This window comes from Serratia sp. PF-27 (assembly GCF_030053255.1).
GTDB classification, from domain to species: Bacteria; Pseudomonadota; Gammaproteobacteria; order Enterobacterales; family Enterobacteriaceae; genus Serratia; species Serratia bockelmannii.
Map to the genome: position 1 here is coordinate 572745 of NZ_JASGBT010000015.1, position 17108 is coordinate 589852.

Genomic DNA, 17108 nt, shown 5'->3' on the forward strand with positions numbered 1-17108 from the left:
AATGATCAATACCGCAAAACGCCGGGAATTAATTATCGACCAGCTGTGCCGCGAGGGCACGGTGCGCGTGGAGCAGCTCAGCCAGCAGTTTTCGGTGTCCAGCGTCACCATCCGCAGCGATCTGCGCCAGCTGGAAAAACACGGCTGCGCGGTGCGCGCCTACGGCGGCGCTATGTTGAACAAACAGTTCGCCTTCGACCGCCCATTGCAGGACAAGGGCCGCCTCAATCGCGACGTAAAACACGTCATCGCCTGTGCGGCCGCGGCGCTGATTGAAGACGGCGATGCCGTCATCCTCGACTCCGGCTCCACCACCAGCCAGATGGCGCCGCAGTTGGCGGGGAAAAAGGATCTGGTGGTGATGACCAACGCGCTCAACATCGCCTTCGAATTAGCCAGCAACGAGCAGATCGATCTGATGGTGGTCGGGGGCAGCGTGCGCCGCAAAGCCTGGTCGCTTTACGGCCCTGCCGCCGAACAGCAGCTGCGCCAATACCGGTTCGACAAGCTGTTTCTCGGCGTCGACGGTTTCGATCTCACGAGCGGCATCACCACGCCGGATCCGGGCGAAGCGCAGCTGAACCGCGTGATGTGCGAGGTGGCGCGTGAAGTGATCGCCATCGCCGACGCCAGCAAATTCGGCCGCACCAGTTTTTGCATGATCCGCGAAATCGGTCAGATCCACCGTCTGGTCACCGACAGCCGCATTCCGGCGCACTACCTGCAGGCGCTGCACCATTTAGGGATCGACGTGATTATCGCCGACCGTTAACCGAGGCTTTTTAAGGAGCTGTCATCATGAACGCGTATTTCTCTTACGAGGCGGATTGGCTGAAGCAGCGCAACGCCTGGCACACCGCCGCAGAAATTTGGCAACAGCCGGATCTGTGGGCAGCGCTGCACCGGCAGCTGCAGGATCAACAGGCGCAGTGGCAGCCGTTCCTGGCGCCGCTGCTGGCCAATCCGCGCCTGCAGATCGTCCTGTGCGGCGCCGGCAGTTCGGCATTTGCCGGCCGTGCCCTGGCGCCCTGGCTGCGCGAACGCACCGGCCGCGACGTGGTAGCCTACGGCACCACCGATATCGTCGCCAACCCGCTGCAGTATCTCGACCCTGATCGGCCGACGCTGCTGGTCTCTTTCGCCCGCTCGGGCAACAGCCCCGAAAGCGTGGCGACGGTGGAGCTGGCCGACCAGCTGCTGCCGGAAAGCTATCACCTGATGCTGGTGTGCAACCCGGACAGCCGGCTGGCGCAGTACGCGCATCGGCGTGACAACGTCTGTTCGCTGGTGATGCCGCAAGGCTCCAACGATCAGAGCTTCGCCATGACCTCCAGCTTCAGCTGCATGATGCTGAGCGCCGCGCTGCTGCTCGGCCCAACGTCGCTCGAGGCCGCCCAGGCACCGCTGAGTGCCATGGTGCAGCGCTGCCGAGAACTGCGTGAAACGCTGCAGGCGCAGGTGAAAGCGCTGGCCGCCAGCGGCTTCCGCCGCTACATCACCCTCGGCGGCAGCTGCTTTACCGGCCTCGCCGAAGAGGCCTCACTTAAGATGCTGGAGCTGACCGCCGGCCGCATCGTTACACGCTACGACTCGCCGCTCGGCCTGCGCCACGGCCCGAAATTCATGGTCGACGGCCAGACGTTGGTGGTGCTGATGTTCTCCCACGACGACTACGCCCGCCAGTATGACCGCGATCTGTGGAACGAGCTGCAGCGCGACGGGCTGGCGATGCAGTTGGTCGGATTGACCGGCGAACGCCAACCCCTGTCCGACGCTCTGCTGAATATGCACGACGCGGCTGACGATATCTGGCTGCTGTTCCCGTATCTGCTGTTCACCCAGATGCTGGCCTTCGAGAGTTCGCTGGCGCTGGGGCTGACCCCGGACAACCCTTGCCCGACCGGCGAGGTCAACCGGGTGGTGAAAGGCGTGACGATTTACCGTTTTCCCTCCCCTGAGTTGTAAGGAGATCCCATGTATCTGATAGCCAATCGAGAAATGCTGCTCAAGGCACAGCGCCAGGGTTACGCCGTTCCGGCGTTTAACGTCCACAATCTGGAAACCGTGCAGGTGGTGGCGGAGACCGCCGCCGAGCTGCGCTCACCGGTGATCATGGCCGGCACGCCCGGCACCTTCAGCTACGCCGGCACCGACTACCTGATCGGCATTTGCCAATCGGCCGCGCACCGCTACGATTTGCCGCTGGCGCTGCATCTGGATCATCACGAAGAGCTGGACGACATCGAGCACAAGGTGAAAAGTGGTATCCGCTCGGTGATGATCGACGGTTCCCATCTGCCGTTCGAGCAGAACATCGCCAAGGTGGCCGCCGCAGTGGCCCTGTGCCACCGCTATGGCGCCAGCGTGGAGGCGGAGCTGGGCCGCCTGGGCGGGCAGGAAGACGATCTGATCGTCGATACCGCGGACAGCTTCTATACCGACCCGATGGCGGCACGCGAGTTTGTCGCCGCCACCGGCATCGATTCGCTGGCGGTGGCGATCGGTTCCGCCCACGGCCTGTATCACGGTGAGCCGAAGCTGGACTTCGAGCGCCTGGCGCTGATCCGCGAACAGGTGGACGTGCCCCTGGTGCTGCACGGCGCCTCCGGCATTCCGGAAGCGATGGTCAAGCGCGCGATTTCGCTCGGCGTCTGCAAAGTCAACGTCGCTACCGAACTGAAAATCGCCTTCGCCGATGCGGTAAAAAGCTACTTTTCGCAGCACCCGGATGCTAACGATCCGCGCAAATACATCGTCCCCGGCAAGCTGGCGATGAAAGAAGTGGTGGCGGAAAAGATCCGCATCTGCGGCAGCAGTGGCATGCTGTAAGCCCGCGCTCGCCCCCGGTTCCTGCCGTTACACCACGGGGGCGAAAACATCCCGCCATTCCCCGCTTTCCTGAGAGAACGATCACAGCCTTTTACCCTGCCCGCACCGGAAACCATTAACCGGTCTTCACTATGATCCAAATCATGGTTTTGCTCACCCTACCTCCCTATTATCAAATCCATTGGATGAAGGCAGTAGGAATTTTGCCCATTCGTTTTTATTTCGCCACACGAAATAGCTTATTTAATGAAAACAAGCATGCTTGTTTTTAATTGGCAGCATTCTTTACTCTAAGAGGAACAGCGTATGAACCATTACTTAGCCGTATTAAGCGCATTGGTCATTCTGCCCTTCGCTCTGCAAGCAAAACCGCTTTCCGGAAGCCAGGTCGCCTCCGGCGTCGTGCGCTTCACCGGCGCCATTACTACGCCAACCTGCGCCATCACACATCAGGATGAACAGCTTATCTCCAACTGTTTCGGCAAAGTGACGGAATATCAGAACGGGTATATTTCTTCTTCGTTAAAAGAGATGCCAAAAGAATTAGTCTCTGCCGTCACCAGTGAAATGGTGAATAACAATCCCTATTTAAAGCGTGTGACCATCAGCTATAAGTAACCCCAATGTGTCAATGCTTGATGAAATAATAAACAAGAAACAACTTGTCTTGATAACTTATAAATTTATTTTATAAATTCGTCGAACAATGCCTCCCTGGCTTCCCCTGAGCCGCCTATTTGGGTAACCCTGCGGTTGCCCATCAACATGTCCGAAATCCGCCATCGTCTCCCTCCGTTTCATGCGATAATCCCCACACTAAACCGAGGAGTGATCCAGATGCAGACTTTTTTGATTGATCGTACCGCTACGCCGGTGGGTGAACTGGTGCTGATTGCCGATGAACAGGGGCGCCTGCGGGCGATTGACTGGACCGATCACGAAGCGCGCCTCATGAAGCTGCTGAATACCCACTACCGCGCCGATCGCTTCACCCTGCGCGAACAGCGCGATCCCAGCGGGCTGACCGACGCCATGCAGCGCTATTTCGCCGGTGAACTGAGCATTATCGATCGGTTGCCGGTGATGACTGCCGGCACCGAGTTCCAACGCACCGTGTGGCAACAGCTGCGCCAAATCCCCTGCGGCGAGATCCTGACCTACGGCCAACTGGCGCAACGCATCGGCCGTCCGACCGCCTCGCGCGCGGTCGGCATGGCCAACGGTTCAAATCCGATCAGCATCGTGGTGCCCTGCCACCGAGTGATCGGTTCGCAGGGCGCGCTGACCGGCTATGCCGGCGGCGTACAACGCAAGCAGTGGCTGCTGCAGCACGAAGGCTACCTGCCGAAAAATTTGCTGTAGCCACCTATCCAGCGCCATTGTTTGGCGTTGCTTAATAAAACACATTGCTCTACGCCGCGCGCGTGACCACTTGGGTACTATTAATAGCTTGTGTGAATAAAACGCATAAGTCACAAATAATACTCATAACTTCAGTCCCATACAGAATAATCGGCGGCATGTGTGCGCAAAATTCGCACACAATACCCCTATTCATGCTAATGCCACCCTTATCAGCTGCAGCAAAAGATGTTAAAATTGACTCATATCAATTATTGAATGAGCGTAATCTATGATCCCGGAAAAACGCGTGATTCGTCGTATCCAGTCTGGTGGTTGTGCGATCCATTGCCAGGACTGCAGCATCAGCCAGCTGTGCATTCCTTTCACCCTTAATGCTCACGAGCTGGACCAGCTCGACAACATTATCGAGAGGAAAAAGCCCATCCAGAAAGGCCAGACCCTGTTCAAGGCCGGCGACGAGCTGAAATCGCTGTACGCGATCCGTTCCGGGACCATCAAAAGCTACACCATCACCGAGCAAGGCGACGAGCAAATCACCGGTTTCCACCTGGCGGGTGACCTGGTGGGCTTCGATGCCATCGGCGGCCTGAAGCACCCGAGCTTCGCCCAGGCGCTGGAAACCTCGATGGTGTGCGAGATCCCGTTCGAGACCCTCGACGATCTGTCCGGCAAAATGCCCAACCTGCGTCAGCAGATCATGCGGCTGATGAGCGGCGAGATCAAAGGCGATCAGGACATGATCCTGCTACTGTCGAAGAAAAACGCCGAAGAGCGCCTGGCGGCGTTCGTTTACAACCTGTCGCGCCGCTTCGCGGAGCGCGGTTTCTCACCACGCGAGTTCCGGTTGACCATGACCCGCGGCGACATCGGCAACTACCTCGGCCTGACGGTGGAAACCATCAGCCGCCTGCTGGGCCGCTTCCAGAAAAGCGAAATCCTCAGCGTGAAAGGCAAATACATCACCATCGAAAATGCCGACGCCCTGTCGGTGCTGGCCGGAACGCCACGTATCAACGTGACCGTCAACGCCTAATTCCCCTGCCGGATCAACATTTCACCGAAATTGTTGATCCGGCACGCTTCTGTTGTTGTTCTGTTTTTCAATGTTGGGTTACTCTGTAAATTAACAGACTGTTGATTTCAGCTGTAAGGAGGCCCTATGGCGAAGTATCAGAATCTTCTGGTGGCTATTGACCCCAATCAGGACGATCAGCCGGCATTGCGCCGCGCCGTGTACCTGGTAAAACGGAACGGCGGGCGCATCAAAGCCTTCCTACCCATTTACGACTTCTCTTACGAAATGACGACCCTGCTCTCCCCGGACGAAAGAACGGCGATGCGGCAAGGTGTGATCAGCCAACGCGCCGCCTGGATCAACGAGCAGTGTCGTTTCTATCTCAACGACGGCGTGCCGATCGAAATCAAAGTGGTCTGGCATAACCGCCCCTTCGAAGCCATCATTCAGGAAGTGCTTTCTGGCCAACATGACCTGCTGCTGAAAATGGCGCACCAGCACGACCGGTTGGAGTCGGTGATCTTTACCCCCACCGACTGGCACCTGCTGCGCAAATGCCCTTGCCCGGTGTGGATGGTGAAAGACCAGCCCTGGCCGGAAGGCGGCAAAGCGCTGGTGGCGGTCAACCTGGCCAGCGAAGAACCCTATCACGACCCGCTCAATATCAAACTGGTGCAAGAAACCGTCGAACTGGCGCAAAACGTCAACCAGACCGAGGTTCACCTGGTCGGCGCCTATCCCGTCACGCCGATCAACATCGCCATCGAACTGCCCGACTTCGACCCGAGCGTCTACAACGACGCCATTCGCGGCCAGCACCTGATCGCCATGAAGGCGCTGCGGCAGAAATTCTGCATTAAGGAAGAGTTCACCCACGTAGAAAAAGGCCTGCCGGAAGAGGTGATCCCCGATCTGGCCGAACACCTGCAGGCCGGCGTGGTGGTGCTGGGCACCCTGGGCCGCACAGGCATTTCAGCCGCCTTTATCGGCAACACCGCGGAACATGTGATCGATCATCTGAAATGCGACCTGCTGGTGATTAAACCGGAAAACTTCAACTGCCCGATCGAAGCGGATGAAGACGACGAACACGACGACGAAGATTAAGCTTCGCGCATAAAAAACGGGCCGCTAAGCGGCCCGTTTTTCTTTGGTTGCCCAATTTTACTTCTGCAACGCCCGCAGAATCGCTTCCACGCTGTCTTTGGCGTCGCCAAACAGCATCTGAGTGTTCTCCTTGAAGAACAGCGGGTTCTGCACGCCGGCGTAGCCGGTGTTCATCGACCGTTTGAACGCGATCACGTTCTGCGCTTTCCACACTTCCAGTACCGGCATGCCAGCGATCGGGCTGCGCGGATCTTCCAGCGCCGCCGGGTTCACCGTGTCGTTGGCGCCGATCACCAGCACGGTGTCGGTATCCGGGAAATCTTCGTTGATTTCATCCATCTCCAGCACCACATCGTACGGCACCTTCGCCTCCGCCAGCAGCACGTTCATGTGGCCCGGCAAGCGCCCGGCGACCGGGTGAATACCGAAACGGACCTTCACGCCGCGCGCCCGCAGTTTCTCGGTGATTTCCGCCACCGGATATTGCGCCTGTGCCACCGCCATGCCGTAACCCGGGGTGATGATCACCGAGGTGGAGTTCTTCAACTGCTCGGCCACCTCTTCCGCCGTGGTTTCACGGTATTCGCCCATCTCTTCGGCATCGCCGGTGGATGAACCGTCACTGCCGAAACCGCCGGCGATCACGCTGATAAACGAACGGTTCATCGCCTTACACATGATGTAAGACAGGATCGCCCCCGAAGAGCCCACCAGCGCGCCGGTGACGATCAGCAGATCGTTGCTCAGCATGAAGCCCGCCGCGGCCGCGGCCCACCCTGAGTAAGAGTTGAGCATCGACACCACCACCGGCATGTCGGCGCCGCCGATCGAGGCAACCAGATGCCAGCCGAACGCCAGCGCGATCGCCGTCATCAGCAGCAGCGTCACCACCTGCCAGCCCACGCTGTCGGCGCGCACGAACGCCACCAGCAGCAGGAACGAGATCACCAGCGCCGCCAGGTTCAGCTTGTGGCGATTCGGCAGCATCAGCGGCTTGGAAGAGATGATGCCGCGCAGCTTACCGAAGGCGACGATCGACCCGGTGAAGGTCACCGCACCGATAAAGATGCCGAGGAACACTTCGGTCAGATGGATATTCGCCATCACCGGTTCCATCGGCGCGCCGTGATCCAGGTAGCTATTGAAACCGACCAGCACCGCGGCCAGGCCAACGAAGCTGTGCAGCACCGCCACCAGTTCCGGCATTTCGGTCATCTCGACCTTCTTCGCCAGATAGACGCCGATCGAACCGCCGATGATCATGGCGATGATGATCCAGCCGACGTTGCCGGAATCCGGCCCCAGAATGGTGGCGATCAGCGCGATCGCCATACCGGCGACGCCGAACAGGTTGCCCTGCTTCGACGTTTCATGACGCGACAGGCCCGCCAGGCTGAAAATAAACAAAATAGCGGCAACAATGTATGCAGCTGTAACCAATCCTCCAGACATTTGTTACCCCTTAGTTCTTGCGGAACATCTTCAGCATGCGCTGAGTGACGGTGAATCCACCAAAAATGTTGATGCTGGCGATCAGCACGGCGATAAAGGAGAGGAAACTCACCCAGCCGCCGTGGCCAATTTGCAGCAGCGCACCGACCACGATAATCCCTGATATCGCGTTGGTGACCGACATCAACGGAGTATGCAGCGCATGGCTGACGTTCCAGACCACGTAGTAACCGACCACGCAGGCCAGCGCGAACACGGTAAAGTGCGACAAGAACTCTTTCGGCGCCGCGTCCGCCAGCCAGCCGAACAGCAGGATCGCCAGGGCCATCAGGCCGTACTTCAGCCACGGCGAGGTCGGTTTGGCTTCGGGTTTGGCGACCGGTGCAGCGGCAGGTGCCGCTTTCGGCTGGGCGGAGACCTGGATTGGCGGCGCTGGCCAGGTGACTTCACCGCTGCGCACCACGGTAACGCCGCGGATCACCGTATCGTCGAAATCGATGTCGATCTCGCCGTTTTTCTCTTTCGATAGCAGCTTCAACAGGTTGACCAGGTTGGTGCCGTACAGCTGCGAAGATTGGGTCGGCAAGCGGCTCGGCAGGTCGGTATAGCCGATGATTTTCACGCCGTTGTCGGTCACGGTAATGGTGTCGGCCACGGTCAGTTCGCAGTTGCCGCCGGTTTGCGCCGCCAGATCGACGATCACGCTGCCCGGCTTCATCGACGCCACCATCTCTTTGGTGATGAGCTTCGGCGCCGGTTTGCCTGGGATCAGCGCGGTGGTGACGATGATATCAACCTCCGCCGCCTGTGCGGCAAACAGCGCCATCTCGGCCTTGATAAAGGCTTCGGACATCACTTTGGCGTAACCGTCGCCGCTGCCCGCTTCCTCTTCAAAATCCAGCTCGAGGAATTCCGCGCCCATGCTCTGCACCTGCTCTTTCACTTCCGGGCGGGTGTCGAAGGCGCGCACGATGGCGCCGAGGCTGCCCGCAGCGCCGATCGCCGCCAGGCCGGCCACGCCGGCGCCGATGATCATCACCTTAGCCGGCGGCACTTTGCCGGCGGCGGTGATCTGGCCGGTGAAGAAGCGGCCGAACTCATGCGCCGCTTCGACGATCGCGCGGTAGCCGGCGATGTTGGCCATCGAGCTCAGCGCATCCATCGACTGGGCGCGCGAGATGCGTGGCACCGAATCCATCGCCAGCGCGGTGACGTTGCGCGCCGCCAGCTTGGCCATCAGCTCGGGGTTTTGCGCCGGCCAGATAAAGCTGACCAGCGTGCTGCCTTCGCGCATCAAGGCGATCTCGTCGTCTTGCGGCGCGTTGACTTTCAGGATCAGATCCGACTGCCACACTTCGTTTTCGTCGACCAGCGCCGCACCGGCGGCTTCGTAGGCGACGTCGTCAAAACTGGCCAGTTTGCCCGCCCCGCGTTCAATCGCGACGGTAAAACCCAGCTTCAGCAGTTGTTCCACCGTTTTCGGCGTGGCTGCGACCCGGGCTTCATTGGCCAACCGCTCTCTTGGTACACCAATACGCATAATGTTCCCTTCTCACCTGTCTTGGATGATGTTTATTATTTTCCTGCCCATAGCACGACGCCACCGGCGAGCAAGGCGTTAACTTGCCCGCACTGATTTCAGACGCCAACTATAACCTACTGAAAATAAGGTCGATGATCCATAATTGCTTACGCATTCAGCTCTGTTTTTACATAAAAATGCCGCGCGTGATATGACAAATCGCAATTTACTGTGAAAAAATCCATACAGAACAGCACATTCTGCGTGACAAGAGGTTTACGCCCGGCGTAACGATTGATGGCCACGTGCGGTGAAAAAGCATAAAAGTTATCATTTTGTGAATAATTAACATTAATGACACCAAAGCCTTTATTATGGAAACTTATGATGATGGCGCCATCCGTGCGGCCCGCGTCACCGTAAGCGATTTGTCGCACGGGATAACATAAAATGCTGAGACAGTTTTCAGAATTACATGTAATAATCGACGGCTGAATTACACTTAAACAGTTCAGTACGTTATAAACGTTAATGCGCTAGGCGAAAGGATTTTTTATGAAGCTGAAGACCACGATCATCGCGTCAGCCTTGTTATCACTCACCGCGCTGTCTGCTCATGCGGCGCAAGAGTTAACTCCTGAGAAAGCAGCGGCGCTGAAGCCGTTTGATCGCATCACGATTACCGGCCGCTTCAATGCCATCAATGAAGCCGTCGACGCCGTATCCCGCCGTGCAGACAAACTGGGTGCCGATTCCTTCTATATCCAGGACAGCAACAACAGCAACAACGGCGGCAACTGGCGCGTCACCGCAGACCTTTATCATAAAGATGCGCCAGAAGTGAGCAAAACACCAAAATACCGCGTATTTAACGGCGTGAATGAACTGCCTAAAGAGGAAGCCTACCTGCTGGAGCCTTACGATACCGTGAGCGTCAGCGGTTTCTACCGCAGCCAGCCGGACATCAACGACGCCATCTCCAAAGAAGCGCAGAAAAAAGGCGCCGCCTCGTTCTTCATCGTGCGCCAGGTTGACGCCAACTCCGGCGGCAACCAGTTCGTCACCGCGTACATCTATAAGGCCGATGCGCCGAAACGCCGCGTGCAGAGCCCGGACGCTATCCCGGCTGATTCTGACGCCGGCCGCGCCGCACTGGCCGCCGGTGGTGCCGCAGCCGCGAAAGTCGAAATCCCTGGCGTCGCGTCTTCCGGTTCGCCAAGCCGCGAAGTGGGCCGTTTCTTCGAAACGCAGTCCTCTACCGGCCAGCGCTATACCGTCACGCTGCCTAACGGCACCAAGATCCAGGAAGTGAACAACGTGACCGCCGCGCAGATGGTGCCGTTCGATTCCGTCACCTTCACCGGCCACTTCAACAGCATGACCGACGTGTCCACCGAAGTGGCGAAACGCGCGGCCGAGAAAGGCGCCAAGTACTATCACGTCACTCGCCAATGGCAGAACAAGAGCGGCGGCAACCTGACCGTCAGCGCCGATCTGTTCAAATAAAACCCGCTTTTCGGTTTACCATCGGGCAGCCCTTGAGCTGCCCGTTTTTATTGCCGCTTTTTTCATCGCACGTTGAATAGTTTTTTGTAAATTCCGCATATTCAATCATTGCATCTCTAATCATCCCTCCGTAGAATTTGCGCCAATTTTTAGGGCTATTGTCTATTCGCGCAGTGGTTGTTAACACATTGTTGCCGCCAAGCAGTTCCCTTCCAGTTGTTTATTCTGTGTTCAGGATCCGTCATTGGAAAAAAAACTCGGTCTTACCGCGCTAACCGCTTTGGTGCTCAGCTCGATGCTGGGCGCCGGCGTGTTCAGTCTGCCGCAAAACATGGCGCAGGTCGCCAGCCCCGCCGCGTTGCTGCTGGGTTGGGGGATCACCGGCGTCGGCATTCTGTTTTTGGCGTTCGCCATGCTGTTGCTTACGCGTCTGCGCCCGGATCTGGACGGCGGCATCTTCACCTACGCCAAAGAAGGATTCGGCGAGCTGATGGGCTTCTGCTCCGCCTGGGGTTACTGGCTGTGCGCCGTGATCGCCAACGTCTCGTATCTGGTGATCGTGTTTGCGGCGCTGAGTATTTTCACCGATCGCGGCGGCAACGTGATTCTCGGTGACGGCAATACCTGGCAGGCGCTGATCGCCGAGTCCGCCCTGCTGTGGATCGTGCACGCGTTGGTACTGCGCGGCGTGCAAACTGCCGCCAGCATTAACCTGGCGGCTACCCTCGCCAAGCTGCTGCCATTGGGAATGTTCGCCGTTTTGGCGGCGATCGCCTTCAAAATGGACGTGTTCACGCTGGATTTCAAAGGTATCGCCCTCGGCAAGCCGGTGTGGGAACAGGTCAAGGACACCATGCTGATCACCCTGTGGGTGTTTATCGGCGTGGAAGGCGCCGTGGTGGTTTCTGCTCGCGCCCGCAATAAGAAAGACGTGGGCCGCGCCACCATGCTGGCAGTGCTGTCGGCGCTGGCGGTGTACCTGATGGTCACCTTGCTGTCGCTGGGCGTGGTGCCACGCAGCGAACTGGCCGACATGCGCAATCCGTCGATGGCGGTGCTGATGGTGGAACTGATTGGCCCGTGGGGAGACGTGATCATCGCCGCCGGTCTTATCATCTCCGTGTGCGGCGCCTACCTCAGCTGGACCATCATGGCGGCGGAAGTGCCGCTGCTGGCCGCACAGCACGGCGCGTTTCCGCGCGTGTTCGGCAAGCAGAACCGCCATCACGCCCCAGCGTCTTCGCTGTGGCTGACCAACATCGCGGTGCAGCTGGCGCTGGTGCTGATCTGGCTGACCGGTAGCAACTACAACTCGCTGTTGACCATCGCGTCGGAAATGATCCTGGTGCCTTACTTCCTGGTCGGCGCATTTCTGTTCAAGGTGGCTTACCGCCGCCGCGACAAACGCCTGATCTTCGCCGCCACCGGCGCCTGCGTCTATGGTTTATGGCTGCTGTACGCTTCCGGCCTGATGCACCTGCTGATGTCGGTGCTGCTGTATGCGCCGGGCCTGTTGGTGTTCATGTACGCCCGCCGCGGCCATCAGGATATCAATCTGCTGAATCGCCTGGAAAAAGGCAGTATCTTACTGCTGTTGGTGGCCACGCTGCCCGCCGGCTGGTTTATGCTGCACTAAAGTGCCCCGTCAATGCGGCTGCCCGTCAGCCGCATTTTGCTTCCTCTTTTCCCTGCTACCACGCTCCCCCCCTTTGCACAGTCAGCCATGCGCCACGCTTGCGATCTCAAATGCAATTAATTATCATTATCATTTATTGATTAATGGTAAGACGCGAGTGCCCCTGGCGAGAGGCGTCAGGCGGCGGATGAAGACAGGCTAAAATGGAAGGCATTTCATGGCTGAGAAACTGCTGCACGCATTACCTTTGTTTGCCGCCTGGGAGGCGCTGATCGCCGAGGGCAACACGGCGTTTAATCAGCGGCACGATCGCCAGGCGATGACCAGCTATCAACAGGCGCTGGAGGGGGCTCAGGCGATCATCGCCGAGAAGCCTTGGCTGAATGCGGACTATACCGCCAGATTTGAAGCGCTGAATATTTTCGAGTCTGCCCTTGCCGCGCTGATCGTCACGTTCAACAACATCACCCATCTGCGCCTGCGGCAGAAGCCTCTGCGCGGCGTCGAGCTGCATGTTCATCGGGCCCGAGTCGCTATCGAGCAACTCTTGGCCGATTCGTCGCTGTGCGAACAGATGCAGCAGATCGCTGAGCGGCACCTGCTGCGCTTCAGGATTGAAACCCTGCACTTACTGCGCGAGCACCGTCTGCCGGAAACCAGCATCTGCGCGCCCGCTACCCACCATTCCGCCACCGTGCATTAACAGTGACACATCAACCTGAGGGGTAATCTGCCCATGAATGAATTGAATGACGAGATGAAGAAGATGCTGGCTAAACAGCTGCCAGTGCAGGCAACCAGCAGCCCGAGCGGCGTGCCCGATATCGGCCCCAAGCGTTCTCTGCGCCTCTATGATGACCGTACACTGATTTACAACGAAAATACCGGTGGCCAAACGCTGCAAAACATCAAGGAAGGCTCGAAAATGGCCGTTGTGGTCATCGACCGCGAGGCACTGGACGGCTACCGCTTCGTTGGTACACCCGAACTGTTTCTGACGGGCAAACCGTTTGACGAGGCGCTGGCATTTGCAGAAAAAAACGGGATGAATCCGCCGAAATACGCGGTGTTAATACATATAGACAGTATTTACACCCTGCGTTCCGGTCCCAATGCCGGGACCCGACTTTAGACAGCACGCGTCACGCGGCGTGAGATTTCACGTTCATGGTTAGGCGATCGCAGCAGGTCAATTGCCTAACCATGAACGGGCGGCCGGGTTGATTCCCGGTCAGCTTTTAGGGGGAATGGTGACGGTCATTCGCTCACCCACCAGGGCGATCGCAATGCCTTCCGCGCACTCTTTTTGAATGGCCGCCAGCTGTTGCGCCTCCAGCGCATAGGGCAGCTGAATATCAAATACCGTCAGGCCCTGCTGCTGCGCCAGGTCAATCAGGCGCACGATATTGGTTTCATCGCTAACCTGCGTTGACACCACCTGCAGCGCCAGCTCTTTCAACTGCTCTTTGCGCGTTTGTGACGTGGTCACGCGCGATTTCAACACCATGCCGAAGATCGGCATCACACCATAAATAGCATCAACAAAGCGCCAGTGCTTCCTGCACGATGCGGACAGAAAATCCATGTAGTCAAAACAGATTTTCTCACTGCGCGCGATGGATGCAAGGTGATTGCTGTTCATCCCCTCATTCCTCTCATGGCCAGTGTTAACCCGTGGTCTTTCAAGCCGCCGCCGAACGGCAACCTGAAATGCATTGGGGATCTTACATCCAGAAATGGATAATCATGCGAAGCTTTAACGACTTTCCGCCGTATGATGGCATAATTCCCCTATTGTTTGCCAGTCTGTCCAGGAGCTTTAATCAATGGAACACCCCAACTCTGCCCCGGTGCTGATTACCGGCGGCGCGCGGCGCATAGGGCTGGCGCTCGCCAGAGCGTTTCTCCAGCGCGGCGTTCCGGTCATTATCGCCTATCGCAGCGAATATCCGGCGATGGCCGAGTTGCAGGCCTTGGGCGCCCGCTGCATTCAGGGCGACTTTGCCACACATGAAGGTATCTACCGTTTCGCCGACCAGGTGCGGCAAGTGGCGCCCAAGCTGCGCGCGATGATCCACAACGCCAGCGCCTGGCAGGCCGAGTCACCGGAGGTGCCGCCGGAACAGGTAATGGCAGCAATGCTGCAAATTCACGTTTACACGCCCTATTTGCTCAACCAGCTGCTCGAATCCTGTCTGACCGGCCAGGGCCAGGCTGGCGCCGACATTATCCATCTCACCGACTACGTGGTGGAAAAAGGCAGCGACAAGCATATCGCCTACGCCGCCAGCAAGGCTGCGCTGGACAATATGACTCGTTCGTTTGCCCGCAAGCTGGCGCCGGAGGTCAAGGTCAACGCCATCGCGCCGGCGCTGATCATCTTCAATCCGGGCGACGACGAAGCCTATCGCCAGCAGGCGCTGGCGAAATCGCTGATGAAGGTCGCGCCCGGCGAAAGTGAAGTGGTCAATCTGGTGAACTACCTGCTGGAAAGCCGCTACGTCACCGGCCGCACCCACGGCGTCGACGGCGGCCGGCCGCTGCGCTGACGCCAAGATCCGCATGGCGCAACGTCGCGGGCCGCGCTATGCTCAAATCCGCTTTTTATATTAAAACACGGGCATATGCATAAAATTGTTTTTGTGGAAGACGATCCTGAAGTCGGCAAACTGATCGCCGCCTATCTGGGCAAACATGACATCGAGGTGCTGATCGAACCGCGTGGCGACAGCGCGCAGGCGCGCATCGAGCGCGAGCAACCCGATTTGGTGCTGCTGGACATCATGCTGCCCGGCAAAGACGGCATGACGCTGTGCCGCGATCTGCGCCCTACCTTCCCCGGCCCGATCGTGCTGCTCACTTCGCTCGACAGCGACATGAACCATATCCTGTCGCTGGAGATGGGCGCCAACGACTATATCCTGAAAACCACGCCACCGGCGGTGTTGCTGGCGCGCCTGCGTTTGCACCTGCGCCAACACAGCCAACAGCCGAAAGAAGAGTCGGTTCAGCCGCTCACCCAGCATAACGCGCTGCATTTCGGGCTGCTGTGCATCGATCCGGTCAACCGTCAGGTTACGCTGGGCGAAGAAACCATCACCCTGTCCACCTCGGATTTCGATCTGCTGTGGGAACTGGCGACCCACGCCGGGCAGATCATGGATCGCGAGGCGTTGTTGCAAAACCTGCGCGGCGTGAGCTACGACGGTATGGATCGCAGCATCGACGTGGCGATCTCCCGCCTGCGTCGCAAGCTGTACGACAATGCGCTGGAGCCTTTCCGTATCAAGACGGTGCGCAACAAGGGCTATCTGTTCGCCCCTAACGCCTGGGCTTCGGTGCAACAATGAGAAAACTTTTCGTCCAGTTCTTCCTGCTGCTGTTCGTCTGTTTTCTGGTGATGGCGATGCTGGTCGGCCTGGTGTACAAGGTGACCGCCGAGCGCGCAGGCCGCCAGTCGATGGACGATTTGATGAAAAGCTCGCTGTACCTGATGCGCAGCGAGCTGCGCGAAATCCCGCTGAAGGACTGGAACAAGACTATCGCCACGCTGGATCTCAATCTGTCGTTCAAGCTTCATATCGAACCGCTCGGCAAACAGGAACTGAGCGAGGATCTGAAAAAGCGGCTGCGGCTGGGTGAAATCATCGCCCTCGACGATCAGTACACCTTTATGCAGCGCATTCCGCGCAGCCACTATGTGTTGGTGGTCGGCCCCATTCCTTATCTGTTCTATCTGCACCAGATGCGCCTGCTGGATCTGGTGTTGCTGGTGTTTATCGGCATGTCGCTGGCGCTGCCGGTGTTTCTGTGGATGCGGCCGCACTGGCAAGACCTGCTCAAACTGGAAAACGCCGCCCAGCGGCTCGGTGCCGGGCATCTGGATGAACGCACCCACTTCGATCCCACTTCCAGCCTGAGCCGGCTCGGCGTGGCGTTCAACCAGATGGCCGACAACGTCAACACCCTGATCGCCAGCAAGAAACAGCTGATCGACGGCATCGCGCACGAGCTGCGCACGCCGCTGGTGCGCCTGCGCTATCGGCTCGAGATGAGCGATAACCTGTCCGAAGGCGAACAGCAGGCGCTGAACCGCGATATCGGCCAGTTGGAGTCGCTGATCGACGAGCTGCTGACCTATGCCCGCCTGGACCGGCCGCAGGTTGCGCTAAACATTGAACCCATCGATCTGCCAAAGTGGCTGGAGGACAAGGTCGACGATATCCGTCTTATTCATCAGGAACGCGACATCCAGCTCGATATCCCGCACGTCGGCGACTTCGGCGGCGTCGATCTGCGCCTAATGGAACGCGTGCTCGATAACCTGGTCAATAACGCGCTGCGCTATTCCGAGCAGCGTCTGCGCGTGGGTCTGTGGTTCGACGGCGACCTCGCCTGTTTGCAGGTCGAAGATGACGGGCCGGGTATCCCGCCGGAAGAGCGCGAGCGGGTATTCGAGCCTTTCGTTCGCCTCGATCCCAGCCGCGATCGCGCCACCGGCGGCTGCGGACTGGGGCTGGCCATCGTCCATTCCATCGCCGTCGCCTACCAGGGACAGGTGTTCGTCGAGAGCAGTTCGCTCGGCGGCGCCAGTTTCCGTTTCTGTTGGCCGGTGAAGCCGACATTCAGTTTAAAAGCCGATCTGGCGTAATACCGCCGGACCCTTCTCATTGGAG

At 58.4% G+C, this 17108-nt stretch carries 17 protein-coding genes; 14 read left to right on the forward strand and 3 right to left on the reverse strand.

What is annotated here, in order from left to right:
• Window position 1 precedes the first annotated feature (1 nt).
• The 7 genes from agaR to uspE all read left to right on the forward strand — a co-directional run bounded on the left by agaR (window position 2) and on the right by uspE (window position 6316).
• Entirely contained in the window at window positions 2-772 is a 771-nt protein-coding gene (agaR, locus tag QMZ29_RS07570) for a transcriptional repressor AgaR (RefSeq protein ID WP_025302959.1), read from the forward strand.
• Between the two features lie 26 nt (window positions 773-798).
• A complete protein-coding gene (locus tag QMZ29_RS07575; protein ID WP_043144075.1) occupies window positions 799-1965 on the forward strand; it encodes an SIS domain-containing protein in 1167 nt (388 codons plus the stop codon).
• 9 nt (window positions 1966-1974) lie between these two features.
• Window positions 1975-2829 (forward strand): tagatose bisphosphate family class II aldolase, encoded by an 855-nt coding sequence (locus tag QMZ29_RS07580; RefSeq protein WP_025302961.1) that lies wholly within the window; start codon window positions 1975-1977, stop codon window positions 2827-2829.
• A gap of 306 nt (window positions 2830-3135) precedes the next feature.
• Window positions 3136-3447 (forward strand): YmdA family protein, encoded by a 312-nt coding sequence (locus QMZ29_RS07585; protein ID WP_173890650.1) that lies wholly within the window; start codon window positions 3136-3138, stop codon window positions 3445-3447.
• Between the two features lie 219 nt (window positions 3448-3666).
• Window positions 3667-4191 (forward strand): methylated-DNA--[protein]-cysteine S-methyltransferase, encoded by a 525-nt coding sequence (gene ogt, locus QMZ29_RS07590; RefSeq protein ID WP_025302963.1) that lies wholly within the window; start codon window positions 3667-3669, stop codon window positions 4189-4191.
• A gap of 271 nt (window positions 4192-4462) precedes the next feature.
• Window positions 4463-5227, forward strand: coding sequence for a fumarate/nitrate reduction transcriptional regulator Fnr (gene fnr, locus QMZ29_RS07595; protein WP_004938278.1), 765 nt, complete (start codon window positions 4463-4465; stop codon window positions 5225-5227).
• Between the two features lie 126 nt (window positions 5228-5353).
• Window positions 5354-6316, forward strand: coding sequence for a universal stress protein UspE (uspE, locus tag QMZ29_RS07600; RefSeq protein WP_004938281.1), 963 nt, complete (start codon window positions 5354-5356; stop codon window positions 6314-6316).
• Window positions 6317-6373: 57 nt separating this feature from the next.
• On the opposite strand, the gene pntB is transcribed toward uspE, so the two are convergent.
• Complete coding sequence (gene pntB, locus QMZ29_RS07605; protein ID WP_025302964.1) at window positions 6374-7768, reverse strand: Re/Si-specific NAD(P)(+) transhydrogenase subunit beta; 1395 nt, start codon at window positions 7766-7768, stop codon at window positions 6374-6376.
• A gap of 10 nt (window positions 7769-7778) precedes the next feature.
• A complete protein-coding gene (gene pntA, locus QMZ29_RS07610) occupies window positions 7779-9308 on the reverse strand; it encodes a Re/Si-specific NAD(P)(+) transhydrogenase subunit alpha (RefSeq protein ID WP_049207477.1) in 1530 nt (509 codons plus the stop codon).
• Between the two features lie 537 nt (window positions 9309-9845).
• Between pntA and ydgH the strand changes: the two genes are divergently transcribed.
• The 4 genes from ydgH to QMZ29_RS07630 all read left to right on the forward strand — a co-directional run bounded on the left by ydgH (window position 9846) and on the right by QMZ29_RS07630 (window position 13564).
• The gene (gene ydgH / locus QMZ29_RS07615; RefSeq protein ID WP_025302966.1) at window positions 9846-10796 is read left to right on the forward strand and encodes a DUF1471 family protein YdgH; all 951 of its coding nucleotides are present in this window, start codon (window positions 9846-9848) and stop codon (window positions 10794-10796) included.
• Window positions 10797-11040: 244 nt separating this feature from the next.
• A complete protein-coding gene (locus tag QMZ29_RS07620; RefSeq protein ID WP_025302967.1) occupies window positions 11041-12432 on the forward strand; it encodes an amino acid permease in 1392 nt (463 codons plus the stop codon).
• Window positions 12433-12649: 217 nt separating this feature from the next.
• Window positions 12650-13135 (forward strand): DUF2753 family protein, encoded by a 486-nt coding sequence (locus QMZ29_RS07625; RefSeq protein ID WP_060433148.1) that lies wholly within the window; start codon window positions 12650-12652, stop codon window positions 13133-13135.
• Between the two features lie 33 nt (window positions 13136-13168).
• Window positions 13169-13564 carry a pyridoxamine 5'-phosphate oxidase family protein gene (locus QMZ29_RS07630; RefSeq protein ID WP_025302969.1) on the forward strand — a complete coding sequence of 132 codons (396 nt, stop codon included), beginning with the start codon at window positions 13169-13171 and terminating at the stop codon, window positions 13562-13564.
• Window positions 13565-13663: 99 nt separating this feature from the next.
• On the opposite strand, the gene QMZ29_RS07635 is transcribed toward QMZ29_RS07630, so the two are convergent.
• Window positions 13664-14074 carry a hypothetical protein gene (locus QMZ29_RS07635; protein ID WP_025302970.1) on the reverse strand — a complete coding sequence of 137 codons (411 nt, stop codon included), beginning with the start codon at window positions 14072-14074 and terminating at the stop codon, window positions 13664-13666.
• A gap of 184 nt (window positions 14075-14258) precedes the next feature.
• On the opposite strand from QMZ29_RS07635, the gene folM reads away from it, so the two are divergent.
• The 3 genes from folM to rstB all read left to right on the forward strand — a co-directional run bounded on the left by folM (window position 14259) and on the right by rstB (window position 17083).
• Complete coding sequence (folM, locus tag QMZ29_RS07640; RefSeq protein WP_025302971.1) at window positions 14259-14981, forward strand: dihydromonapterin reductase; 723 nt, start codon at window positions 14259-14261, stop codon at window positions 14979-14981.
• 75 nt (window positions 14982-15056) lie between these two features.
• Window positions 15057-15782 carry a two-component system response regulator RstA gene (gene rstA, locus QMZ29_RS07645; protein ID WP_004938307.1) on the forward strand — a complete coding sequence of 242 codons (726 nt, stop codon included), beginning with the start codon at window positions 15057-15059 and terminating at the stop codon, window positions 15780-15782.
• Window positions 15779-17083 (forward strand): two-component system sensor histidine kinase RstB, encoded by a 1305-nt coding sequence (gene rstB, locus QMZ29_RS07650; protein WP_043143616.1) that lies wholly within the window; start codon window positions 15779-15781, stop codon window positions 17081-17083. The genes rstA and rstB overlap by 4 nt, the downstream gene beginning before the upstream one ends.
• Window positions 17084-17108: the final 25 nt, after the last annotated feature.